Below are 24,195 nucleotides of genomic sequence, written 5' to 3'. Positions count from 1 at the left end.
CTAATTACAGAGACGCAGAGAGAAGTTGCGTGCGCGGGTTCCTCGCGTTGAGCAAACTTCGGGAGTTCAAAGAGGAATGAGAGTTTGAGAGGTTTTTTGCGTCAGTCCTACAAGTAATTTATTGTTACTCTTCACACCTCTCCATGAAGCGTAAAGTTCTTGTTTTCTAAGATTTTCTGTATAGGGTGTTGTAGGATGGGGTTTTGTTTCACACAGAGGCGTAAAGAAGACGGGGAGAGTTTGGGATTTTTTTCACAACTGCTCCCTAGCCTCTAGCCTCCAGCCTCTAACCCCTAAACTTTTAAGTAAAACTTTCCCAGGCTTGAGCCAGCAATTGACTTAGCCAACGTCGTTGCTGTCTATCCAGCAGTTGATCATCTTCGAGGACTTGTGCGGTTAAGTCTTCTAAAGATTTACCTTGAGAACGGACAATTTTAATTACTCCTGCGATCGCGGAAGCTACAAGTTCTTCATCAACGGGCTTTTGTTGTAACGCAAGAATATCTTGAGGGCTATCTGGAATGGGATAATTCATGGCGTGGGTTTACAAAGTTACAAAATGGAAAAAAAATTTTGACAAATTATTAAAAGTTCTTTACAGAATCTTTATTTTGAGTAATAGGGCGGAGTTTACAGGAATTTTCGCAGTTAATAAATCTGCCGAAATGAGTATTTTAAGCGGAGATGTCAACGAAACATGAAAGAAGTCCTTTATTTAGAAGTGCCAATTCCAGACACAACAGCAGTACGCCAATGGCTACAAGTGGATTTTCAACCAGGATTTGGCGAAAAATCACTGACTCCAGATGGCTTTTGCCTGAAATTACCTACAGACTATACAGCATCTGACCAAACTATTTCCGAAAAATTACCGACAGAACTATCAATTTTTGTGTGGTCAGTCCAGAGAACTACTTATTTAAAGGTCTTCCGTTGGTCAGATCAGCCGTTCCCCCAAGAGAAGGAGATTTTACTCCGCCTAAAGAAAGAAATTAGACAACGTTTTCCCCATCAGTACCCCAAGCCACCGGTGATTGATTTATCCCAACAATCAATTTTTGAAGCGTTAGCATCTGATTACCCACTCACGGTTAAATATTTTCAGAAAATGCCGAATGGGGAATACGACCTCACACGCGCCTATTGGTGGGAACAACGCTGGCGCGAAGGTGTGCGTCATCCCCAAGCGCCGCGTCAGGTAGTATTTACCAATCCAAAATCTCAAAGCCAAAATTCAAAATTGGATTACGATTTGATTTACATCGGTGGCGCATTAGGGGTTGTCCATGCGGCGGTGATGGCTAAATTGGGATATAAAGTGCTGTTGGTGGAACGTTTGCCTTTTGGTAAGATGAACCGCGAATGGAATATTTCGCGTGATGAGTTGCAAAGCTTATTAAATCTGGGTTTGGTGACAAGCAGCGAGTTAGAAAGCATTATTGTCAGGGAATACAAAGACGGATTTAATAAATTTTTTGATGGGAATAATCCGCTAAAATTGCGATCGCCAATTCTCCACACGCCCACAGTTTTAAATATTGCTCTAGACTCAGAAAAATGGTTGCAACTATGCGGTCAAAAACTACGGGCGGCTGGTGGTGAGATTTGGGACGAAACCGAATTTCTCCGCGCAGATATTGATAATTCCCAAGTTGTCGCTACAGTTCAGCATTTACCTAGTCAAACAGAAAAGCAAGCAACAGGGCGGTTGTTAGTCGATGCAATGGGAACCGCTTCACCGATTGCATGGCAATTAAATGGTGGTAGGGCTTTTGATAGTGTTTGTCCAACTGTGGGTGCAGTAATTAATGGCGGATTTGAACCACAAGTTTGGGATTCTCAGTATGGTGATGTGCTGTACAGTCACGGCGATATTTCGCGAGGGAGACAGTTGATTTGGGAATTGTTTCCCGGTGCGGGTGAGGAACTAACCATTTATTTGTTTCATTACCACCAAGTCCACCCCGACAACCCCGGTTCTCTGTTGGAAATGTACGAGGACTTTTTCACAATTTTGCCAGAGTATCGACGCTGCGACATGGATAAATTGGTGTGGAAAAAGCCGACATTTGGCTATATTCCAGGGCATTTTAGTGTGAATAGTAGCGATCGCAAAGTTGCTTTTGATAGATTAATTGCGATCGGTGATGCGGCTTCTTTACAATCTCCCTTGGTGTTTACTGGTTTTGGTTCTTTGGTGCGGAACTTGGAACGGTTGACAACTCTATTAGATACCGCCCTCAAACATGACTTATTGAGTTCCCACCACCTCAATCAAATTCGCGCTTATCAAAGCAATGTCTCAATTACCTGGCTATTTTCTAAAGGGATGATGGTTCCGACAGGAAAATTCATTTCACCCCAGCGTATTAACTCCATGCTGAATACTTTCTTTGGGTTATTAGCCAGTGAACCACAAGAGGTTGCAGATAATTTCATCAAAGATAGATGTGATTGGTTCACCTTTAACCGCCTCGCACTCAAAGCCGCCCGGAAAAACCCCGCCTTGCTGTTGTGGATTTGGGAACTAGCTGGCCCTAGAGATTTATTCAGATGGCTGGGTAGTTATTTTAACTTTAGTCAATATGCTTTAGTTAGTACTTTGTTGAGTTCTTGGTTTCCGCGCTTCCTGGGACAAATTCAACCTTGGCTCGAACCTCGAAACCCAGGACTGTGGTTACAATTATTAGCACTACGCTACGCAATTACCACAGGTAAACCGCGATCGCTCAACCAAACATCCACCGTCAACCCAGAAGCGGTAATTCCAATTCGTAATTCGTGAGTTAAAAAGAATGATTCTGGTTTGGAGTTGAGAATGGCTCAAATTTCCTACAATGCTTTAGCTCTCATAGCCCCTGATTGTAATATTACACTTGCAGATGCGGAGATCAAGCTTGTCCAGTTTTTTAATCGTGATTCTACTAAGCCATCAATGAGTGTTTCACGGGGTGATGACCGTCTGAGATTAACTTTTGATGGCTGGTCACTGTACATTTATTTAGATACAGAACCATCTGTTTTACAAGAATCACAGGAAATGGCAAATCGCTTTGGTCAAAATCATCCAGACAAAGCAATGATCGCCACCTGCAATTCCCAACTAGAAATTACTTCTGATGCAGATGAGAATATGGATCATTTCAATGATTATGTGTTGTCGATTGAACAGTTAAGTAAGATTCCGGGGATATTTGTACTTGAGATGGCAACTCTAGAATTTGTTTAGCCTCAAGAAAAATTAAGTTTGGTGTTGCGATCGCAATACCAAACTTAATATCTTAAATTTCATGACCTTAAGACATCAGTAAACAATCAAACTGAGACACCCTTCTATATTTGGCCATTCGGGCGAAAATTCGGCAATTCTACAGATGCTAACGATTTACGTCCCTTGGGTGGACGCTGGGGATAAACCACTGGTGATGGTGATTGAGCATCATTATCATTACTGTAATCAGTTTCTGGTGGTAATTCTGTCTCTGATAGTTCCTCAGTATTTTGTGATGTAGTTTCTGACCAAAAATTTTCTACCTCTTCTGTTGTCTTCTTCGTCAACGGTACAGTGAAAGAAATTGGCGAATTTTTATCTGGTAAAATTGTTGACTCTTCAATTACGGAACTAGGCACAGTAATTGGTGGAGAATTTTCTGTTTCTAATGCAGCGAATTGCTGCTCTAGGGTAGTTTCTGGCTGTGCTTCATCTGTTGCCCAAGTTTCCCAAAGAGGTTTTTCAGATTGGTTACTGGTGACATTAGTTTCACTGCTAGTAGGTGGTGTGGTTCCCGGTTGGGTAGCAAAAAACATTTGGATGAGACTATCTATTTGCTCATCTAGTTTGGCTGATGAATCTCCTGATGAAACTGTTTCGGCAGTAATTGGCTCATCATCGCTTTCTGTGGAAGTATCAGATTCAGTGGTTGCAGATGTTTCTTCCTTAGTCGGCCAGTTCCAAGGTGATGAGGGTTGGGGAGTAGAGTTACTATAGCTAGATGCGGGTGGTACAGAAGATTCACCCCAAGGATGAGCGACATTTTCCGCCGGAGATTCTGGTTCTGCTGACCAAGGTCTAATAGGTTGTACGTTAGGAAATAAAGACCGGGCTTTTCTCGAAAATCTGCTTTGTTTAGTAGTACTGCTGTAATTATTATTTGCTGTTTCGTCGGATGAGTCGTCGTTAGCAGTGGGTGGTTCGAGACATTTTTCTAAAGCGGCTTTAAATTGCAGGGTTTGGCGCTGTTGGCGCATGAGGCGAGTCCGCAACTCTCGACAAGTAGTTTCTGACTGCAACACTTGTTGAGACTGTTCATGATAGCTCGTTTGCAATAAGGCACATTCTCGTTCTAACTGGGCGAGACGTTGCTGACTAATTTGCAGCTGTGCTTTATAAGTTTCAATCAAAGTTTCTTGACGTTGAACGGTTTGTGCTGTGGTGTCTAGCTGTTGAAAGAGTGACTGAATTTGTTCTTGGGCTGCAATTAGTTCTTGAGCTTGTTGATTTAGCATTGATTCAGTAACGCTAGAGCGCCTTTTTTGCCACTGCAAAGCTTTTTCTGACTCAGCTAATTCATCTTTAAAATTCTCTACTTGTTCGTACAATTCATTGTTAGCTGTACGCAGTTCTTCATTTAACAACAGCAGTTTCTGGAATTCTTCGTCAATGACTGCTTGTTGTTCACTGTTCGGTTCTGCTACCCAGTCTTCTGGGGTAACATTTTCCACAGATTCAGAATTTGGCAGTTCTTGTGGTGTTTCTTCTGCTGGTTTGAGGAGTGGCAATTGCCTAATAGCCAGATTTTCAGAAGGCACAACTGCATAAAAAGGACAGCTTGTTGGCTCTGGTTGTAGCGAGTTAGCAGAATTGAGAGATTCCATCACAGCCCTGTTGTTTGAGGTGTCAGCTTCATTCATCACTCTTGACCCATCCACCTAAAGATACTCAGCGATGCTCAGTTCAGCATTGCTTATCAACTTTGTTCGCTCGGCTTTGAATTTAGAAACCAAGTTGAATTTTTCCCAAGCATGAGTCACTAGTCATGAGCTAGTGTTCCCATTTTGCATCTAGAATTGAAGACGTTATAACATTTTGACCCAATAAACCGTCAACCTGAGACTGGATGAGGTTTTGAGGACAAATGTTACTGTGTACGGACTTCAGCATAGATGCTGGACAAAGGTGGTATCTGGGTTGATTTGGGTAAACAATCTTTGGTAGTAACAGCTGCCTGGTAAAATTCAGGCGCTAGATAAATATCTGCGCTGTATTTAATTTACCAAACACCTTGGTGATCAGGGAACAGGGGTGTGAGACTACAGGGGAATTAAGGGTGTGAGGGTATAGGGGTGATAATTTGAGCGATCGCACCTGATATTTTTGATGATAAGCAATCGCTTGACGAACAGAGATCGCTTATCATCAAAACCATCGCTTTTTTATTATTGATGACAAGCCAGAAATAGTAGAAATAGTAGGTTGGGGAGCCACTGCGTTGCGCGGGTTTCCTACGTTGTAGCAAGTGGCGTTGAAGCGACAGCATAACCCAACATCATCAAGATTTTGTTGGGTTCCATAAAAATTAAGATATCTTATCATTAAAATACATTTTATTATCTGTATTTAACACGCTCTGATAATTATCAAAATGACTAAAAAGACTGTAGAACTATTATTTAAAGTTCCGTCTGATATCCCTAATAAATTTGAAGCCTTACTTTGGGCAAAAGCTTATGGAAATAATTTTCCCCTGGCTGTGAGCGAATGTCCCAGGGGAGATTGGTTAATTTGGATGATAACTTGTTCCAAAGCAAAACCAAAACCCCTTGTGTGGATAACTCACCAATGTATTACAAGCGCAATCAATCTGTTGAATAATTACTGTGATCTACCCTTTGAAAGAGGATTTTATAGTGTAGAAAGATGGCTGAATGGAGAAGCAACACTTGAAAATTGTCAAGATGCTTTGGATGATTTAAGTACTGTTTTAGAGACAGAAGAATTATCACTTAAAGAGCCACTCGATATCGCTAGTCATAGCATTTTTCATTTGCTCACTGCCATAGTGGATATCAGTGAAGGAACTTCTAAAAGTGACGTGGCTTATAGTTTGGTATGGACTATTTATTTAGCTACTATTCTTCAATCTATTGAGGATGAAGAAAGTTTAGAGCAAGTTTTGATGAAATACGCAAATTTTATACGTCAATTTTTAAAGGGTATAGACTTAAACCGATTTTGGAGTAGCTAGAGCATCGATGAAAATTGACAATTTTAAGATACTCACTATTTTTGTAGTAACCCAATATCACTACTAAAATCTGTTGAATTATATAATTCTCATGAAAATTCATGTCTTAAGTGATTTACATCTTGAATTTCAGCCCTTCAATATTCCTGATATAGATGCTGATATTGTTATCTTAGCTGGAGATATTAATTTACGAGAAAGAGGAATTAAATGGGCTATTGAAAATATTACTAATAAACCAGTTATATATGTATTAGGCAATCATGAATACTATGGTAGTGCATATCCAAAGCTTGTTGAAAAACTCAAAAATTATTCATTAGGTACTAATGTTACTGTTCTAGAGAATGATTTATTTACTATTGAAGACGTAAATTTTCTAGGTTGTAGTTTATGGACTGACTTTAAGTTATTTGGTGAGTCACGTATTGCAGGAGCCGAAGCTAATTATGTTATGAATGATTACAAAAAAATCAGAGTAAGTCCACAATACTCAAGATTAAGAAGTATTGATACAGCCATAATTTGTAAAAAGTCAGTGAACTGGTTAAAAAATACATTACCTAGTTTATCTGGTAAAACTGTAATTATTAGCCATCACGCTCCTAGTATAAAATCTATACCTTTTGAATATAAAGAAGATATTTTAAGCGCGGCTTATGCTTCAAATCTAGATGATTTAGTTGCAGAATCTAGCGCATTATTCTGGATTCATGGTCACATACACCATTCACTAGATTATCAAATTGGACAGACTCGGATTATTTGTAATCCCCGTGGTTATCCAGATGAGCCAAATAATTACTTTAATCCCGAATTATCAATATCAATTTGATGTATGTCTAAGAATTGAGACTTTTCTTCTTGAATAGTTTCAATTGGAAGTTGTTCTTGTAATTTTAAATCGTCTCCAATATTTGAGATAAATAATTCTAGAGCATTAGCAAAAACAAATTTAAGTGAAAATATACAGTCTTCTCTCTCTGATGTAACTAAATAAATTTTTTCAAGTTTTTTATCAAATAAATTTTTACATATTGTGTCAGAACCCAATAAATTACATATTCTTAATTCACCATGTTCACCCATACTAATTGCTTGCAGTTCACTGTTATCCCAACAAATTGATGAACCATCAACTCCGCAGAATAATCTCAGTGATTTTAATTCCTCAAACTTTAGTTGAATCTCATGAATTGATGAATAATTAATATCTTCATTACCACAGTAATTAAGAACTAAAATATTTTTCAATTTTTGACCAAGAATAAGTGATAAATATTGTAGATTAGAATGTATTTTCATATTTTTCATCGCTTATAAGAGGTCAAATAGATTAAAGCTTTGATCAACAAAGCTTTTAGCTGTATTGTCACCTCGTCAGCATGTAACTCTAGACTGAGGACTAAAAAAGAGCGATCGCTTGTTTAGTGCGATCGCTCTTTTTTCAATAACCTAATATCGCTACTAAAATTCTAATTAGCTCTTCTATATCTGCCGGAACTCTATATAAATCTAAGTCCTGAGTTATTTGTTTATTTTCTCGATTTAATCTACCAAATTGCCAGATATCACCTGTAGAAACTGCCCCTTGTAGATAAACCTCTTGAGAATCAGTCCACGTATCTAAAGCAATTAACTCTACTGCTAGTTGAGTAAATCCTCTGGCTAAATCAGCATTTTTAGCTTCTACAACTAAAAGCTTCTGGTCAGTATGCAGATAGTAATCAAGGGAACCTTTTAACTGTTCTGTAACCGTTAAAGGATATTCAATTCTCAGTTGAGCGCGGGTGTAATGAATAACATCTAATAAAATTGGCGCGATTAATAACTCTCTGCGGGCTGCTTCACTAGTTAAACTTATATATGGCAAACTTTCTTCGATTCTGGATTTGAGATTAATTAATCTGTCTAATTCAGCATTTGACTTTGGCAAATTTAGAGTAGAACGTTTTAAAGAATAACCAAATTCAGCCAAGATATCTTCTGGCTCAAATGACATCTCAAAATAGCTCCGGAAGGTGTAAGACTGATTTGGTTGGAGGATAGGAATTTTGTTCATATAGTTCAGAAAGGCTAGAGATTAGAGGTTAGGGACTAGAGAAATGCACCTCATTTAGATAAAAAATCCGAAGTTAGCTATAAACAAATCTACTCCCTATTCCCCACTCCCGACTCCCTACCGCATCAACAAGCGCCGACGCAGCAAATCGATTGCTGTACATACACTTAAGTGACGAATAAACCAGCGATCGCGCATTGTCCCAAAACGCTGCTCAAAACTTTTCACTTCGTTATTTGGCCCGGCTAAACCGATATAAACTAAACCCACAGGCTTAGTCTCCGTTCCGCCACCAGGGCCAGCAATACCAGTAATACTCAATCCCCAACTAGTTTCTAAACGGCTTTTTACTCCAATTGCCATTTGTTCTGCTACCACAGGACTCACAGCCCCAAATTTCTCTAAATCTTCTGGGTTTACCCCCAATAACCGCACCTTTGCCGAGTTGTCGTAAGAAATTACCCCACCCCAAAAATAATCAGAACTACCAGCAATTTCTGTGAACATTTGCCCCAGTCCACCACCAGTACAAGATTCTGCTACTGATACCGTTTCGCCTGCTGAACGCAACAACTCACCCACCACAGAAGCTAAAGTATCATCATCAGCACCATAACAATCTAACCCGGCGATTTCTTTCAGTTGTTGTTCAATAGGTGCAATCAATTTCTCGGCGGCGGTTTCTGATGGTGCTTTGGCAGAAATTCTCAATCTCACCTCTCCCTTACCCGCGTAAGGTGCAACTGTTGGGTTAGGTAAGTTGAAATAAGAAGAAACTTTTTCCGCTAAAGCTGATTCACCAATACCCCAAAATCTTAAACTCCGGCTATAAATAATTTCTTTACCCCAGCCTTGATTTTTCAGAAACGGTACTGCTGTTTCTTGCCACATTCTGTACATTTCACTCGGTACACCAGGAAAGGTAAAAATTGTAACTTCAGGACGAGGTTGCCAAATAATCCCCGGTGCGGTTCCTGTAGGGTTGGGGAGAACTTCAGCGCCTTGAGGAATTAAAGCTTGCTTGCGGTTAGTAGGAGTCATCACTCGACCCCGTTGAGCAAATTTCTGAGTAATATCCTCGATAATTTCTGGATCTTCTACTAAAGGTGCGCCAAAAAAATCTGCAATGGTTTCACAAGTTAAATCATCTGGTGTGGGGCCAAGACCACCAGTAAAAATTAAAATATTCGCTCTCGCAATCGCAACTTCAATAACTTGCTTTAATCTTTCGGGATTATCCCCCACCACGGTTTGATAATAGTGAGGAATGCCGAGTTTTGCTAATTGTTGGGCGAGGAATTGAGAATTACTGTTGAGGATATCGCCTAATAACAGTTCAGTACCAACACAAATAATTTCTGCACTCATAATAATTAAAACAAAAGGTAAAAGAAACAGACTTAATCTAAAAAGAATGCAGGAGTCAGGAGTCAGAATGGCGGATAAACTTTAAAGTAACCAGCTAAGTCTTTCGCTTATTAGTGGTGGTGGTGGTTTTTCCTCCACTTATTAATTCTGAATTCTGGATTCTGATTTCTGTATTCTTATTTAAAATACTGTATTTCTTTTACCTTGCTAGTTTTTACTTTTGCTGAGAGCGTTTCCAAACTCGCCAACTGGTGTAAGTTAAAAGTGAGGTAGCACCAAAAGCATAAGCAATACCACTAGGGATACCAGCTACAGCTAAGGCTAAACTGCCAACCCAGAGTGTGAGTGTATAAATAAATAACACAGTCCAGCGATGAGATAAACCCGCTTGTAGTAATCGATGGTGTAAGTGACATCTATCTGCTACCCAAGGCAATTGACCACGGCGAAGGCGTGTCACAATGACTGCTGACATATCTAAAATTGGTACTGCCAAAATTAAATAAGGCAAAATTACGGCGGTAAAAGCTGGAACTTTCACCAACCCAATTACGCCTACAGCCGCTAGGGTGAATCCCATAAAATAAGACCCGCCATCTCCCATAAAGATTTGGGCGGGGTTGAAATTATAGCGGAGAAAACCTAATGCTGCGCCAGCTAAAGCAGCTGCGATTAAGGCTGCGGCTGGTTGGTGCATAAATAAAGACACCAAAAGCATAACTATGGCTGCAATTCCCGACACACCAGCAGCTAAACCATCTAAACCATCAATCCAATTGATAGCGTTCACCATCCCCACCAACCAAATCACAGTGATCGGTAAACTTAGCCAGTTCAGGTCAACTATACCCATTGTGGGGACTTTGATAAAGTCTATACTTACACCTGCTTTCCACGCCCCAGCAGCAACGATTACTTGTAAAATAAGTCTTCCCAAGGGAGAGAGATTGAGTAAATCGTCTGCTAAACCAATGAGAAAAAAGCCTAAACCCCCCAAGGTAACGCCCCAAATTTGCCATTCTTTGTCAGGTGGTAAATTGGCAAATCCACCTAGCCACCAAACAATGAGTAGAGAAATGAGAGTACCTGCGAAGATAGAAACTCCACCCAGACGTACCATTGGGCGTTCATGAACTTTTCGACCACCAGGTTTATCTACAGTTCCACTTTTTATACCAATGTTTTTTACATCAGGCGTAGTCCAGAGAACGACTACGGCTGCGACTAAGAAGGCAATCAGATGATAAATCTGAGCAGGCATCTGTATTTTAAATTAAGTAGTGGTTAAGACAAAACTCTGCCGAGGGAGGGTTCTACTTAATATCTACTACATTTTCGGTTTTTATCAGCAGAAGATTTTTAAGTCAAAAGGTAAAAGGCAAAAGGAAAAACCAATAGTTCCTTTTGCCTTTTTACTTTTGACTTTATGCTAGTGCGGGTACGGGAATTTGCAGGTGTGGGTATAGGGGGAAGCGATCGCACAATGCCGCTACCCGATGTTTACAATCAGCTGCGACTGCTTCTGATTCGGGGTTGAGCAGGCGATCGGCAATAATATCACCAATTTCAGTAAATTCTGCTACACCTAATCCTCTGGTAGTCATAGCGGGAGAACCTAGTCTCAAACCACTGGTAACAAACGGTGATTGGGGATCAAAGGGTACGGTATTTTTATTTGCAGTAATATTTACACCGCTTACCAGTTGATCGGCTTGTTTACCTGTCAAACCAATGGAGCGTAAATCTACAAGCATCAAATGGTTATCTGTACCATCAGATACTAACTTTAAGCCACGGTTTTGCAGTTGTGTGGCTAAAGCTCGTGCATTTTCAATTACCTGTGCAGAATAGGTTTTAAATTCAGGCTTTAAAACTTCGCCAAAAGCCACTGCTTTACCTGCAATGACGTGTTCTAAAGGCCCGCCTTGGGTTCCTGGGAAAACTGATTTATCCAGCTTCTTACCCAATTCAGCATCTTTAGTTAAGATTAACCCGCCTCTGGGGCCGCGCAAGGTTTTGTGAGTAGTTGTCGTCACTACATCACAGTAAGGAAGGGGATCAGGATGTAAGCCAGAAGCCACTAAACCAGCGATGTGAGCAATATCAGCTAGTAAATAAGCACCAACTTCATCAGCAATACTACGGAATTTTTCAAAGTCAATAATCCGAGGATAAGCCGAATAACCACAAATCAAGAGCTTTGGACGCTCCCTTAACGCCAGCTCTCGAATTTGGTCGTAGTCGAGTTGTTCTGTTTCTTTACTGACACCGTAGTGACTGACTTGGAACCACTTACCGGAAACGTTGACAGGCGAACCGTGAGTCAGGTGTCCACCATGAGACAAATCCATTCCCATGATTTTGTCGCCTGGTTCGAGTAAAGTCAGGAAAACTGCAAAGTTGGCTTGTGCGCCGGAATGGGGTTGGACGTTAGCATGAGCCGCCCCAAACATTTGTTTAGCTCGGTCAATAGCGATTTGTTCGACTTTATCAACAAACTCACAGCCGCCATAATAACGTTTACCGGGTAGTCCTTCAGCATATTTATTAGTTAAAACTGAACCCTGAGCCGCTAGTACAGCCGCAGAGGTAAAGTTTTCACTCGCAATCAATTCTAGGTGGTCGCGTTGACGCTGGAGTTCTTCATTTATTAATCCGGCGATCGCAGGGTCAGAAGATGCAAGAAAATCTGAATTAGTCCTAGTCACTTTAACTATCCTTAGTGGAAATTTGGACAATGGTATTTTTTGGAACTGAGTTTCAAAGTAATAACTCGCAGTCAAAGTTTTATTCACATCTTGCACCAAGCGACTGAAGTCGCACGCCAGATGCTTCAAGTCGGCAAAGCCGACGACAGTCGCCTCAAGTCGGGAAACCCGCCCACGGCGCTGTCTCCCCAACGCACTGGCTCGGCTACACAGACAAAACCCGCACTTCGACAAGCTCAGTGACCACCTACGCGGGTTCAAAACCCTTGATTTTAAATTAGTCCGCGTAGGCGGACTTTGTTTTTATAGCCGCGAATTCTATTCGTCGGGGCTAAGTGCAAGATATATGTTTACATTGCGATTTATTGACTGCCGACTATTCACTATTGGTAGTAACTAAAATTGATTACTTAGCTCCCAGCCCGATGAAGTCCCATTGATGTGTTAATTATTATAAAGCTCTTTCTGGAACATGAACTTAACAGTTATCTAGAGAATACAACAAACATTACTTAACCTTGGGTTAAAAATTTATGTATTGAGTTATGACTTCATAACTCAATCTCCGAAAAACTCAACATAAAATAAAGTTAAGGTTCACTGAGGAATCTTTGGCGATTAACCTCATTTTTTTCAAAAACAGCTTTAGAGGAGCAGCACAGCCCAACTACGCAGCTAAATCAAAGCTTAAGAATTCAGGAGTCAGAATTCAGGAGCCAGAAGGGTTAAAGAATAAGGAACAATATTTGATAAATTTATTTCCTGACTTACTACTGAACTTTATTATTCTGACTTCTGACTCCTGAGTGCTGAATTCTTACACCAAAGCAATTTGGCTTTGATGTAGAACTTGGGTAAATTCTGTCACCAGCAGTTCTTGAGCTGCCAACAAAAATTTTCTTAGCTGAACCAAGATTAATAATTTTGAAATTTACAGGAAGTTGTTGGATGTTAGTCATTTTAATGGATGATCAAATCCTTGCTCCTGAGCAGGTGTGTCAGTCTTGTGTACTTGCGAATAGAAGTGGTCAACCTCGTTGGAATGGTGGACAACTGCATTGCGGTCAAGCTATTCGCAAACTCACCGAACAACAACCAGAACAGTATGAGTGTATCATGGGCTTTCGGATTGCCGAAATTCGCTGATTTTTGCTGCTGGTAGACTAGACAACTGCGTTATCCTAGGCTCAAGTAGCTCTGAAAATTCTGCCACAGGAGAACGCAAAATGGCCTGGCGTGGTTCGACAAACGTTTCTGATCGAATTTTTGCTTGTTTACCTTATTTACTGCCTTTGATTGAGGTACTCAGTTTTGGTTTTGTTTTATTACAACAGTTCCCGGCGCTGACAGTTGTGTTTGGGCCTGTACTAATTTTATGGTCATTATATAGACGTGTAAGATTTGCTGGATTAATTATTTTCTTTGCTTTATGGCTGTTAGTAGTCAGAAACGAAAAGATATCTCACTTCATTCGTTTCAACACCATGCAAGCAATTCTGTTAGACATTATTATCTTTTTGTGTGGCATCCTCACTGATATTGTGGGGCTAATTCCCAATGGTGGTTTTGCCCTGCAAACTCTATACAGCACTATTTTTCTAGGTATTGTAGCAGCAGTAGCATATTCAGTCGTCCAGTCGCTTTTGGGACGTTACGCAGAAATTCCTGCAATTTCCGATGCCGTTTACATGCAGGTGCGGTAACTGGATGAATTAGGAGCTAGAGGCTAGGGGCTAGTTTTGTGACTCAGCAACGCCACTTGCTTCAACGGAGGGAACCTCCCTTCGGGTTCGCAGTTCCTTCAAGTCGGCGAAGCCGCCCAACGGACTGCTCACCGCAACGCAGTGGCTCCTCAGCACTCAGCACTTTTTAACGGGCTACGATGGTGTTTTCTAAACGACCAATGCCTTCGATTTCTACCCGGATGCGATCGCCTATATGCAAGGGGCCAATGCCTAATGGTGTACCCGTTAGTACCACATCCCCTGGAATCAGAGTCATCACTTTACTGATGTAAGATACCAAAACATCAGGGGCAAACACCATTTGATCAATCCCCGCAGATTGCACGGGATTTGCCTCATCGTTGATGAAAGTTTGCAGTCTTGCACCTGGATTCAATTCTCGGACGATCCAAGGGCCTAGGGGACAAAAGGTATCAAACCCCTTGGCTCTAGTCCATTGACCGTCTTTTTGTTGTAAATCTCGCGCTGTCACATCATTAGCGATTGTATAACCCCAAATTTTGGTTTGGGCTTCCTCTGGGGTGCAGTCAAAAGCGCGATCGCCAATTACCAATGCTAATTCACCTTCATAATCAACTCTGTGAGACTGAATGGGATATTTGATGTTGGCATCAGTTGCAATAATCGATGTTGGCGGCTTGAGGAAAATCAACGGCTCACTCGGTACAGGTGTTCCCATCTCTGCTGCGTGGTCTGCATAATTCTTACCAACCGCTATAATTTTTGAGGGAGCGCAAGGAGACAAAATTTGGTAACTATCGGGTTCTAAAACTAAATCTGTTGGTTGTCCTTGTAACCAAGGCGGCGCATCCAACACCTGTACATTCAGAGATAGTTGGAGCAACCCATAATAAATTTTGCCTTCTAGATTTTGAACTCGCACATAACGCTGTGCCATAACCTTGATAATATCCTTATTGTCTGCAATTAAGAGCCGTAAGTACAAAGAATCTTCAGTAGTGAGAACCAGGAGTTAATAGCCCCCTTTGGGAAGCATACCTGTTGGTTCAGCCAATAGATCAATTAATTTGCGGTTGTTTACCGGAAGAGGCAGGGGAGGGGAAAAGCAGCAGGAAACAGGGCGGAGAATTTACCCAATTATCCTGCAAGAGCCGAGCCGAAAATGGGTACCATCCCCGCCCTTTCAGGATACGTATACAGGGCAGATGCCCACATCCGGTTGTCTTCCCCTCCGCTCCCTGCCACCTACGCCCTTTCCTCTTATTGACTCCTTCTCATCCATAAAATAACTTTTGGCTAAAATACGAATTTTGGCAGATTTTGCTGATGATTCATATAAAAAACTGGTAAGATTATAGTTCCTTGTTGCTTCAGATGTTGAAGTGTACGGATATTCTCTAGGAATATTTGTATCATTTAACTCTAGCAGCCAACTTGTCCAAAAGGGATTTTTAACTCATGTCCACAGTTTACGAAACAATGTATATCCTGCGTCCTGATCTCAATGACGAACAGGTAGATCAAGCGATCGCTAAATACCAAACCTTGATTCAAGAGCAAGGTGCCGAAAATATTGAAATTCAAAATCGGGGTAAGCGTCGTCTGGCTTACGAAATCAAAAAGCAACGGGATGGAATCTACATCCAAATGAACTACAACGGGCCAGGAACCATTGTTTCTCCTTTAGAACGTGCTATGCGTTTGAGTGAAGAAGTAATTCGCTACTTGACCATTAAGCAAGAAGTTGCAGCACCAGCAGCAGAAAAAGTTGCCGTAACTGCATAGTACAAAAAGGCAAAAGTAAAAAGCGCAAAGTAGGCGGTGTCGGTTTCCGTCCCGCCTAACTTTGTAAGAAGGCAAAAGTAAAAAGAAAGAGTGTTTTTCTTCTCAGCTTTGCACTTGTTTCAATTGCTTGCTTGATTTACGCCATACTGTACTAAGGACATAATTAAGTACTGAGTACTGGGTTTTTATACTACAAAACTCAGTACTGGATACAGTAAAACAAAAATTTTTTTTACCTTTGACTTTTTTGTGCTTCGGTTGGGAATGCTAAATTAACAAGTACTTGCCAAAGGCAGTACGATCGCCGTTATACCTAAGATGATCCAAGATTCGTCAACGGGAGCTGTAAGCCACTGTGAGCCAAACTGACATACCCAACATCCAAGCTCTCTCTCAAGAAGTATCGCAATTGCGCCAAGAGTTGCAACTGCGAGACCAATTAGTGCAGCAGTTATCTCAAGAACTCTTCCGGCTGGTGAAGGGCAATGCTAATTTCATGCCCCAACGTTCTGAATCAGAGCGCGATTTAAGTCAGTTGCAAGCGTTACGAGAACAATTACAAGCTGTTGAGCAGCAGGTAACTTTTTATCAAGAGCAAATCGCCACTCGTGATGGCGAAATTTATCAACTGCGCCAGTCTGTCCAAGAGTTAACAGACCGCAGCCGGATGTTGGAGCAGGTAGTACAAGAATTACCTCAAATTTATCGTCGGAAGTTTGAGGAACGAATGACTCCCATCAGAGAAAAAGTTGCGATGTTGCAACGAGAAAATCGCAAACTGCAAGCAGAACTACAAAGCGTCAGCTATCGTTTGGCACTGAAAACTCGTAATTCCAGTCACAGTGGTATTGACTTGCCTAACTTTCCTCGCTCCACCACAGGACAAGGAAATGTTTCGGCGGTACAAAATGCTTAAAAAAAAATAAAGCCTGCAATTACAGGCTCTCAAAGTCTTTGCTGTTCCTAAGTTGAGACTTTTATTTTATTTGTGTTGTGCAAGTGTGAAATTTTAGCACTACACCAATCTAGCGATCGCTATCAATTTATTCACAGTAACAAAGATAATTGCTGTTTATTGCTATGATAGTAAGTTAGCTTGCTAGTGGCAAAGGCTGTTGATTAATCACATTGGTGATTTCTTCGTAAGTGTTAAAAATTTCAAAAACCGAATCCAACTGGGTCAGTTCTAAAATTAACCTTACAGGCGCTTTAGCATTACAAATCACTAAGCGACAACCGCATTGTCGGGCTGTTGTCAGTGCTTTAACTAACGGCACTAAACCAGAACTATCCATGAAATCTACTTCTGCGAGGTCAATGACCCAAAGTTGATCGGGTTGGGGTATCACTTCTGCCATGCTTTGGCTAAGAGCCATACCACCCTGCAAATCTATGCTTCCTTGGGGTTTGAATAAAACCACTTGCAATTCTTGTGCGATAGTCATGTATTTATCTGGGTAGCTGAACTACTGGACAAAATGAAAATTGACATCAATACTGCGCGGTTTCAATAATGAAAAACTGCTGATTCACAGGTGCTGTGAACTCAACCTCATAAGCTTACGTATTCATGCCGTATAATTTGTACTAACTCTTCTAAATATAGGCACAAACGCCTAGTAAATTCAGTATCAATAGTAGCTTTTACAATATTTTTATAATTTAACGAGATTTTTGTGAATTTTTCATAAAAAATTTATTGATTTGTTTGATACACTATGCAACTGTGTTAGTAACGCTTAAAAGCATAATAGTCAATACCAAGTAAGTTATAAATATCATCAAGCTTTAGCAATGAGTACCGCGATATACTGCAACTAATAAGAGTTGTTAAAACAGTACTTTGATTGACACTCCAGCCACAAACACGCCAAGATAGAGTAAAGGTAAAAAATTGTAAAGGCGGCGGTGCGGGATGTCTCTTGAATTTATTTCACTAGAAAACATCCAGGAATTTGCTCACCAGTATGGTTACTGGGCAATTTTTTTGGGAATTTTACTAGAAAACTTGGGCATTCCTCTTCCTGGTGAAACCGTCACCCTTGTCGGTGGGTTTCTAGCTGGTAGTGATGAACTAAGTTACTGGTTAGTTGTGGGTGATGCAGTTGCAGGTGCTGTGATTGGTGGTGCTTGCGGCTATTGGATTGGGAGACTGGGAGGCTGGCCTTTCCTGCTGCAAATCGGGAAAATATTTAGGATTTCTGAAGACAGATTACTAAATATTAAAGAGCAATTTAGTCAAAATGCTATTAAAGCTGTATTTTTCGGCAGATTTTTTGCTTTGTTGCGAATTTTTGCGGCTCCATTAGCTGGAATTGCAGAAATCCCGTTTCCAAAATTCTTCTTATATAACCTAGCAGGAGCAACCACCTGGGCTGCTGTGATGGTGACATTAGCTTTTTTTGCAGGCAAAGTAATTTCTTTAGAACAATTAGTAGCTTGGGTTAGCCAATTTGCGATCGCAGCTTTACTGATTTTAGTTGCTGTGATTGCTATTCCCTTGTGGTTGGAATCCCGACAAGTTAAGCGTGCAGCAGGCGAATAAATATAAGTAAAAAGTAAAAAGGCAAAAGTCAAAATTATTTCTTTTGACTTTTGCCTTTTATTTTTATGAAAATTTCAAACTTCCCACTATTTTCTGTAAACTAAATAACTACTGCTAATGCCTTCAAAGCTTCCTAACCCGGTAGGAGCCTTGATGAAAGTAGGCAAACTTCATTTAAGACAAAGATATGGCGCTTATAGTTCAGAAATTCGGTGGTACATCTGTCGGTTCAGTCGAACGCATCCAAGCTGTTGCACAGCGTGTCTCTAAAACAGTTAAAGCCGGAAACTCTTTGGTTGTCGTGGTTTCCGCAATGGGAAAAACTACAGATGGACTTGTCAAACTAGCCAGCGAAATTTCTCAAAATCCTAACCGCCGGGAAATGGATATGTTGCTATCTACTGGGGAACAAGTCACGATTGCTTTACTCAGTATGGCATTGCAAGAAATTGGACAACCAGCAATTTCCATGACTGGCGCACAAGTAGGAATTGTAACAGAAGCTGAACACACCCGCGCCCGAATTTTACGCATCGAAACAGACCGCCTTTTGCGTCATATTAGGGAAGGTAAAGTAGTTGTGGTAGCTGGCTTTCAAGGCATATCCAGCACCGGAGAGTTAGAAATTACGACCTTGGGACGTGGTGGTTCTGATACTTCAGCCGTGGCCTTAGCCGCAGCCATCCAGGCAGATTTTTGTGAAATTTATACAGACGTACCAGGGATTTTAACTACAGACCCCCGCTTAGTTCCCGAAGCCCAGTTAATGGATGCGATTACCTGCAATGAAATGCTAGAACTGGCAAGCTTGGGGGCAAAAGTATTACATCCGCGTTCAGTAGAAATTGCCCGGAACTATGGTGTACCTTTAGTAGTGCGGTCTAGTTGGACAGATGATCCTGGTACTTGGGTAACATCATCGAAACCCCAAGAGCGATCGCTGATCAATCTAGAAATTGCCCGTCCTGTAGATGCGGTAGAATTTGATACAAATCAAGCCAAGGTGGCTTTGTTACGAGTCCCCGATAAGCCAGGGGTAGCAGCTAAGTTATTTGGAGAAATTGCTCGGCAAAACGTCGATGTAGACTTAATTATTCAATCAATCCACGAAGGTAATAGTAACGACATTGCCTTTACAGTCACCACACCAATATTAAAACGAGCCGAAGCAGTAGCAGCAGCGATCGCACCCGCCCTGAGAAATCCAGCCAACCCGAAATCAGACGAAGCGGAAGTAATGATCGAACAAGACATCGCCAAAGTCAGCATTGCAGGTGCAGGGATGATTGGCCGTCCTGGGGTGGCGGCGAAAATGTTCGCTACCCTTGCAGAAGCCGGGGTGAACATTCAAATGATTTCTACAAGTGAAGTCAAAGTTAGCTGTGTCGTTGATGCTATAGATTGCGATCGCGCCGTTACTGCACTCAGTAACGCCTTTGAAATTGCAGCTAAGGGAGAGACAGAGGAAACAACAACCAGGGAACAAGAGGTATTTCCTTGCCCCCCACTCCCTGCGCCCTGCCCCGTTTCTTCTTCCCCTGTGCGCGGTGTTGCCTTAGACTTGAACCAAGCGCGTCTGGCAATTCGCCAAGTTCCTGATAAAGCAGGGATGGCGGCTAAGTTGTTTGGGATATTAGCACAGCACAATATCAGCGTGGATATGATTATTCAATCGCAACGCTGTCGCATCATTGATGGTGTTCCCAAACGAGATATTGCTTTTACAGTTCCACGGATGGATGGGGAAACTGCCCAAAAACTGCTAACTCAAGTTGCCGCAGAATTAGGTTGGGGTGAAGTTGTGTTAGATAGTGCGATCGCTAAAGTTAGCATTGTCGGCGCAGGGATGGTAGCACAACCAGGTGTAGCAGCCAAAATGTTTGAAGCGTTGGCGCAACACCAAATCAATATTCAAATGATTGCTACCTCAGAAATCAAAATTAGTTGTGTTGTCGCCCAAGAACAAGGCGTGAAAGCTTTACAAGCGATTCATGCAGCCTTTGAGCTTGCTGGTAGCGAGAAATTCGTAGTGCCAGTATAAACTTAGCCAAACTCAAGGTTTGACGTAATCTTATCTGGGGATTTATTATTCCCTAGATAACTCTTCCAAGCTGGCGACGATTTCGGCAAGGCGATATTCACCACACCAAACTCTATCGAGTTTTTTGAGTTGTTCTAAGCTATTACAGTTTTCTGTTTCGCTAGTTTCCGGTTCTGCCATTGCAGCTAATAAATCTTGGAAGATAATTACTTCATCAAACTGCGGATCGGTTTCGGGATCGTTTAATATAGCTGTGGCTCGCTGCTGTGGTAAGCCTTGCAGAGTATTCAAAATAAACTTTGTGGGAAAGTCAACATCTTGCAGGGCTGGATGGCGCTTGACTAAACCAGCTAGTAAGACTCCTAAATAAGCAGCAGCTTGCTTGTTATTTAGTTGCTTGAGTTTATCCGCCGCAATTTTAGTTAAATTTTGATAAAAGGGACAACCCAATTGCTGTTCAATTGCCACAATCGGATCTGCCACTGCCGAGACTTGCAATTGTGCCGCAAACAGTTTTCGCTGTTCGTGCGGGAGGTGATCAAGTAAGATTTGCTTGGCGCGATCGCTGACAATCATCTCACCATCTAGCCCAAAACTAAAGTCCTTTCCCGGTTCTAAACCTGCGGTGACAAGTAGATGAAAGACATTATTTTGAGCAGCTTGCTGCATCTGTTGATATCTAAATTGCCCTAGGAAATTAGTAAAAAACCAACTGTGGCTTTCAGCATCGCACTCACGCAATGCTTCATCGACGATCTGGGTTAATTTTGATTCGCCGATTAGATTTTGCGACCGCATGGTTAAGCCTTGGATAGCCGCAGCATCACGCCGACGTAGCGCCTTCAGGAACTGACGCTTAGTCGCAGTTACTTGATTTTGGTTACGTTTGAATAAGTTGATGTTCAAGCTATTTGGCGTTTATAGCAATTCGATTACAACTCTTTTACCGTACTGAGCAACAGCCTGTCATGAGTGATCCCACGGCAATCATCACATTTTTAAATTATTGACTAATTACTTAGGGCTTGCTGAAAATAAATTATCCAATTTTTGAGATAAGACATCGTTATTTTCCCCCTGCCCCTCTGCCTACACAGTGATAGTATACTTTTTAAGTTGGAAGTTCTTTAGGGCTTGCTGAAAAAAATTTTGTTCAACTACTTAGTTAGGAGTTCAGTATTTCAATCGCTGTCTGTGATGTATGTAGAGTCTGAGGTAAACTCCAGTCGGGACGTAAATTAGAAGCGTGACGTAAATAAATGTGGTGAATTGGCGCAGAGACTGGCAAATAAGCATGAATTAAGAAGCGGACGCAACGTTGTAAACTACCTTCAACATACATTTGTTGTACATCCAACATCGCTACATTATCCCAGCCAGAACGTGTACGGGCGATCGCGGCGGGAAAAATTGCATCTAAATCGCGTGTGACCGAAAAAGTCACGCTAATCATGTCCTGTGGTTGAATTTTATTGCGTTGTTCTAGTTCATCTAGCAGTTCTGTAACTGCTTCTCGCATAGCTTCAATTGTATTTTCTGAAACAGTTGTTGCTCCACGAATTGCTCGCATTTGCCATTCCACGCCAAAAATCCTCCTTAATTTATTTGTCCTTTGTCCTTTGTTATTAGTCATTTGTCTTTTACTAATGACTAATGACCAATAACCAATGACATTTATGGTCTATATAACCACAATGGCAGACCACTAGTAGACATTTCAAATTCTAGCCAGTCAGCACCAGCACTCAATCTTGATGAAACCTGACGACTCCCCGGTATAATCCGACTTAACAAAGGTTTGGGTTCTTCGAGGGTAAAGTATGGGGTTTTTTCGGGGTCAAGACCGACTAGTTCTGCTGTCCACCGACGCGCATCTTCTTCTGTTCCTAGGCGGTCTACAATTCCCAATTCTAAAGCTTGCTGTCCGGTAAAAATCCGTCCATCGGCAAAACTTCTCACAGTTTCTACGGCTAAAGAACGACCCTCGGCTACAGTTTGGACAAACTGCTGGTAACTGGTGTCAATCAATTCTTGCAGAATGTGTTGTTCTGGTTCTGTTAATTCTCGATCAAATGCCAAAATGTCTTTGTAAGGCCCTGACTTAATGACTTTGAAAGAAACGCCGATTTTGTCGAGCAAGCGTTCTAAGTTATTACCACGCAGAATTACACCAATGCTACCGGTGATAGTTCCGGGGTTAGCCATGATGTGTTCGGCTCCCATACCGATGTAAACTCCACCGGAAGCGGAAATATTACCAAAACTAGCAACAATTTTGATTTTTTCGCGCAGTCGCTTCAGGGCGCTGTAAATTTCTTGGGAATCGCCTACTGTTCCCCCAGGGCTATCGATGCGTAAAAGCAAAGCTGGAAATTTCTTTTCTTCTACGGTCTTGAGGGCTTCTAATACACGTTTGCGAGTAGCACTTGCGATCGCACCTGTAATTTCAATCCGCGCAATTTGTTTACGAAACTTGGATTTAAACGGCCAAACCATGAGCAGTCAAAAAACCTCGTATATAATCCCACTATAAAATGCCCAGAGCTTAAAATAAATGGGCATTCCGCTATTCAAGCATAGTTTATCTAGCCCCAAACTTCAGTCTGGGGGCTATGGGCTTTTTTGTGAACAATTTTGCGATCGCAGTTGCTAACTTCTGCCCAACTTCGATTGTGATGATTAATAATTAAGTAATTAATTTTACAATTTAAATTTATAATTCCTATCCCGAATAGGATGGGCTTTAAAATCTCAAACGCTTATTCTAGTTGATTTTTAAACTTTTTCTAGCAGATTAAAACCTGAAGATTTACACAATTTACTTAAGAATCTATGCGAAGAATTTGACAACGATAATACGCATAAGAATCAAATAATGCGCCGACAAAACTCCAGGTTAAACCGATGATTACTAGCCCGCGTAGGGGTGTACCATTACCAAAAATCGCCAGAAAATGTAATATGCTGGCGGCACTAGCTTCTGTGATTGTTTGTAATCCTGGCAAATAACCAATCACAGCTAAAAGTAACAAGATACCGCCTACGAAAAATATTGGTGCAACAAAGCTAAAAATAACCGTCACTAATAAGGAACGCAGAAAGTTCAACAAAAAAGCCATGAAAGACAACCTCCAGGAAGACAACGCACAACAGCCCAATAACTATCTTTCATCTTCTACAATACGTGCGATCGCCCCTTGGAGGCCAATCTGTCAAAAATCTTAAGTTTTAATTAAAAAAACAGACAGTAACAACACAAGCTGCTTCAAAGAAAAATCAACTTGAGCAGCGATAAAATCTTTGCTAATTCAGGGTTTGAGCTTATCTCTACTAAATACCACACATTGTAAACATATATAGGTAAAGCTTTATTTTATGAGAGTAACTTTAAAGTAAGTTAACGTTCACGGAGGGAGTGGTGAGTGGGGAGTGTGGAAAGTGTGGGGAGGGTGTGGGGTCTCACAAGTGTAGGTTTTTAACAGAGTGATGAGTAGCGACTCTAAAAATCACGATTTAATCAGAGTTTCATCACCCTCACACCCCAAATCAAGATTTTTGGGGCAGAACGTAAAAAACCTACACCTGTCAGGGGTGTGGGGTGTGGGAAGGGTGGGGAGGATGGCTGACAGGTGTAGGTTTTTTACAAAGGTGTGAGTAGTCAATCACTCTCGACAGAAAATAAAAGCAGAATCATAGAGTGAAACAGAGGCTCAAATGCTAAAAAATGAGTACCTC

24 protein-coding genes are annotated in these 24,195 nt (G+C 41.3%); 11 read left to right on the top strand and 13 right to left on the bottom strand.

Features of this window, described 5'->3' with window-relative positions; translation table 11 throughout:
• Positions 1-301: 301 nt before the first annotated feature.
• Positions 302-535, bottom strand: coding sequence for a hypothetical protein (locus H6G74_RS25870; RefSeq protein WP_190970374.1), 234 nt, complete (start codon positions 533-535; stop codon positions 302-304).
• A 162-nt stretch (positions 536-697) separates the two neighbouring features.
• On the opposite strand from H6G74_RS25870, the gene H6G74_RS25865 reads away from it, so the two are divergent.
• Both H6G74_RS25865 and H6G74_RS25860 read left to right on the top strand, forming a co-directional pair.
• Positions 698-2,785 (top strand): flavin-dependent dehydrogenase, encoded by a 2,088-nt coding sequence (locus H6G74_RS25865; protein ID WP_190970373.1) that lies wholly within the window; start codon positions 698-700, stop codon positions 2,783-2,785.
• A 33-nt stretch (positions 2,786-2,818) separates the two neighbouring features.
• Positions 2,819-3,229, top strand: coding sequence for a hypothetical protein (locus H6G74_RS25860; RefSeq protein WP_190970372.1), 411 nt, complete (start codon positions 2,819-2,821; stop codon positions 3,227-3,229).
• Between the two features lie 104 nt (positions 3,230-3,333).
• Here the strand turns inward: H6G74_RS25860 and H6G74_RS25855 are convergent, their stop codons facing one another.
• Positions 3,334-4,911, bottom strand: a complete 1,578-nt coding sequence (locus H6G74_RS25855) for a hypothetical protein (RefSeq protein ID WP_190970371.1) — start codon at positions 4,909-4,911, stop codon at positions 3,334-3,336.
• Positions 4,912-5,642: 731 nt separating this feature from the next.
• On the opposite strand from H6G74_RS25855, the gene H6G74_RS25850 reads away from it, so the two are divergent.
• Together H6G74_RS25850 and H6G74_RS25845 are read left to right on the top strand one after the other, a co-directional pair.
• Positions 5,643-6,245, top strand: coding sequence for a hypothetical protein (locus tag H6G74_RS25850; protein WP_190970370.1), 603 nt, complete (start codon positions 5,643-5,645; stop codon positions 6,243-6,245).
• A 91-nt stretch (positions 6,246-6,336) separates the two neighbouring features.
• Positions 6,337-7,080 carry a metallophosphoesterase gene (locus H6G74_RS25845; RefSeq protein WP_190970369.1) on the top strand — a complete coding sequence of 248 codons (744 nt, stop codon included), beginning with the start codon at positions 6,337-6,339 and terminating at the stop codon, positions 7,078-7,080.
• Here the strand turns inward: H6G74_RS25845 and H6G74_RS25840 are convergent.
• The 5 genes from H6G74_RS25840 to glyA all read right to left on the bottom strand — a co-directional run bounded on the left by H6G74_RS25840 (position 7,047) and on the right by glyA (position 12,383).
• Positions 7,047-7,550: a hypothetical protein gene (locus H6G74_RS25840; RefSeq protein WP_206756994.1), complete on the bottom strand. Its 504-nt coding sequence runs from the start codon at positions 7,548-7,550 to the stop codon at positions 7,047-7,049. The genes H6G74_RS25845 and H6G74_RS25840 overlap by 34 nt on opposite strands.
• 142 nt (positions 7,551-7,692) lie before the next feature.
• Positions 7,693-8,307 (bottom strand): hypothetical protein, encoded by a 615-nt coding sequence (locus tag H6G74_RS25835; protein WP_190970367.1) that lies wholly within the window; start codon positions 8,305-8,307, stop codon positions 7,693-7,695.
• A 117-nt stretch (positions 8,308-8,424) separates the two neighbouring features.
• Positions 8,425-9,675: a competence/damage-inducible protein A gene (locus H6G74_RS25830; protein WP_190970366.1), complete on the bottom strand. Its 1,251-nt coding sequence runs from the start codon at positions 9,673-9,675 to the stop codon at positions 8,425-8,427.
• 214 nt (positions 9,676-9,889) lie between these two features.
• Positions 9,890-10,936 carry a glycosyltransferase family 4 protein gene (locus H6G74_RS25825; protein WP_190970365.1) on the bottom strand — a complete coding sequence of 349 codons (1,047 nt, stop codon included), beginning with the start codon at positions 10,934-10,936 and terminating at the stop codon, positions 9,890-9,892.
• 163 nt (positions 10,937-11,099) lie between these two features.
• Positions 11,100-12,383, bottom strand: a complete 1,284-nt coding sequence (glyA, locus tag H6G74_RS25820) for a serine hydroxymethyltransferase (protein ID WP_190970364.1) — start codon at positions 12,381-12,383, stop codon at positions 11,100-11,102.
• A 90-nt stretch (positions 12,384-12,473) separates the two neighbouring features.
• Here glyA and H6G74_RS25815 point away from each other — a divergent pair, with 90 nt between their 5' ends.
• The 3 genes from H6G74_RS25815 to H6G74_RS25805 all read left to right on the top strand — a co-directional run bounded on the left by H6G74_RS25815 (position 12,474) and on the right by H6G74_RS25805 (position 14,086).
• Positions 12,474-12,626, top strand: coding sequence for a hypothetical protein (locus H6G74_RS25815; RefSeq protein WP_206756995.1), 153 nt, complete (start codon positions 12,474-12,476; stop codon positions 12,624-12,626).
• A gap of 705 nt (positions 12,627-13,331) precedes the next feature.
• A complete protein-coding gene (locus H6G74_RS25810) occupies positions 13,332-13,529 on the top strand; it encodes a hypothetical protein (RefSeq protein ID WP_190591465.1) in 198 nt (65 codons plus the stop codon).
• 80 nt (positions 13,530-13,609) lie between these two features.
• Positions 13,610-14,086, top strand: a complete 477-nt coding sequence (locus H6G74_RS25805) for a Tic20 family protein (RefSeq protein ID WP_190970362.1) — start codon at positions 13,610-13,612, stop codon at positions 14,084-14,086.
• Between the two features lie 166 nt (positions 14,087-14,252).
• On the opposite strand, the gene H6G74_RS25800 is transcribed toward H6G74_RS25805, so the two are convergent.
• Positions 14,253-15,026, bottom strand: a complete 774-nt coding sequence (locus H6G74_RS25800) for a fumarylacetoacetate hydrolase family protein (RefSeq protein WP_190970361.1) — start codon at positions 15,024-15,026, stop codon at positions 14,253-14,255.
• 521 nt (positions 15,027-15,547) lie between these two features.
• Here H6G74_RS25800 and rpsF point away from each other — a divergent pair.
• Complete coding sequence (rpsF, locus tag H6G74_RS25795; RefSeq protein WP_190970360.1) at positions 15,548-15,874, top strand: 30S ribosomal protein S6; 327 nt, start codon at positions 15,548-15,550, stop codon at positions 15,872-15,874.
• Positions 15,875-16,229: 355 nt separating this feature from the next.
• Positions 16,230-16,790 (top strand): Npun_F5560 family protein, encoded by a 561-nt coding sequence (locus tag H6G74_RS25790; RefSeq protein WP_190970359.1) that lies wholly within the window; start codon positions 16,230-16,232, stop codon positions 16,788-16,790.
• 175 nt (positions 16,791-16,965) lie between these two features.
• Here the strand turns inward: H6G74_RS25790 and H6G74_RS25785 are convergent, their stop codons facing one another.
• Complete coding sequence (locus H6G74_RS25785) at positions 16,966-17,319, bottom strand: STAS domain-containing protein (RefSeq protein WP_190970358.1); 354 nt, start codon at positions 17,317-17,319, stop codon at positions 16,966-16,968.
• 470 nt (positions 17,320-17,789) lie between these two features.
• Between H6G74_RS25785 and H6G74_RS25780 the strand changes: the two genes are divergently transcribed.
• Together H6G74_RS25780 and H6G74_RS25775 are read left to right on the top strand one after the other, a co-directional pair.
• Entirely contained in the window at positions 17,790-18,419 is a 630-nt protein-coding gene (locus tag H6G74_RS25780) for a DedA family protein (protein WP_190970357.1), read from the top strand.
• A gap of 187 nt (positions 18,420-18,606) precedes the next feature.
• On the top strand, positions 18,607-20,460 hold the full coding sequence (locus H6G74_RS25775; protein ID WP_190970356.1) for an aspartate kinase: 1,854 nt from the start codon (positions 18,607-18,609) through the stop codon (positions 20,458-20,460).
• 45 nt (positions 20,461-20,505) lie between these two features.
• On the opposite strand, the gene H6G74_RS25770 is transcribed toward H6G74_RS25775, so the two are convergent.
• The 4 genes from H6G74_RS25770 to H6G74_RS25755 all read right to left on the bottom strand — a co-directional run bounded on the left by H6G74_RS25770 (position 20,506) and on the right by H6G74_RS25755 (position 23,579).
• Positions 20,506-21,366, bottom strand: a complete 861-nt coding sequence (locus H6G74_RS25770) for a hypothetical protein (RefSeq protein WP_190970355.1) — start codon at positions 21,364-21,366, stop codon at positions 20,506-20,508.
• A gap of 259 nt (positions 21,367-21,625) precedes the next feature.
• Complete coding sequence (aroH, locus tag H6G74_RS25765) at positions 21,626-22,042, bottom strand: chorismate mutase (protein WP_190970393.1); 417 nt, start codon at positions 22,040-22,042, stop codon at positions 21,626-21,628.
• A 92-nt stretch (positions 22,043-22,134) separates the two neighbouring features.
• Complete coding sequence (gene sppA / locus H6G74_RS25760; RefSeq protein WP_190970354.1) at positions 22,135-22,956, bottom strand: signal peptide peptidase SppA; 822 nt, start codon at positions 22,954-22,956, stop codon at positions 22,135-22,137.
• Positions 22,957-23,282: 326 nt separating this feature from the next.
• Positions 23,283-23,579, bottom strand: coding sequence for a hypothetical protein (locus H6G74_RS25755; RefSeq protein ID WP_190592381.1), 297 nt, complete (start codon positions 23,577-23,579; stop codon positions 23,283-23,285).
• Positions 23,580-24,195: the final 616 nt, after the last annotated feature.

This window comes from Nostoc spongiaeforme FACHB-130, from assembly GCF_014698475.1.
Lineage (GTDB): Bacteria > Cyanobacteriota > Cyanobacteriia > Cyanobacteriales > Nostocaceae > Nostoc_B > Nostoc_B spongiaeforme.
The sequence above is the reverse complement of the archived record's forward strand: the minus strand, read 5'-3'. Positions and strand labels throughout refer to the sequence as shown.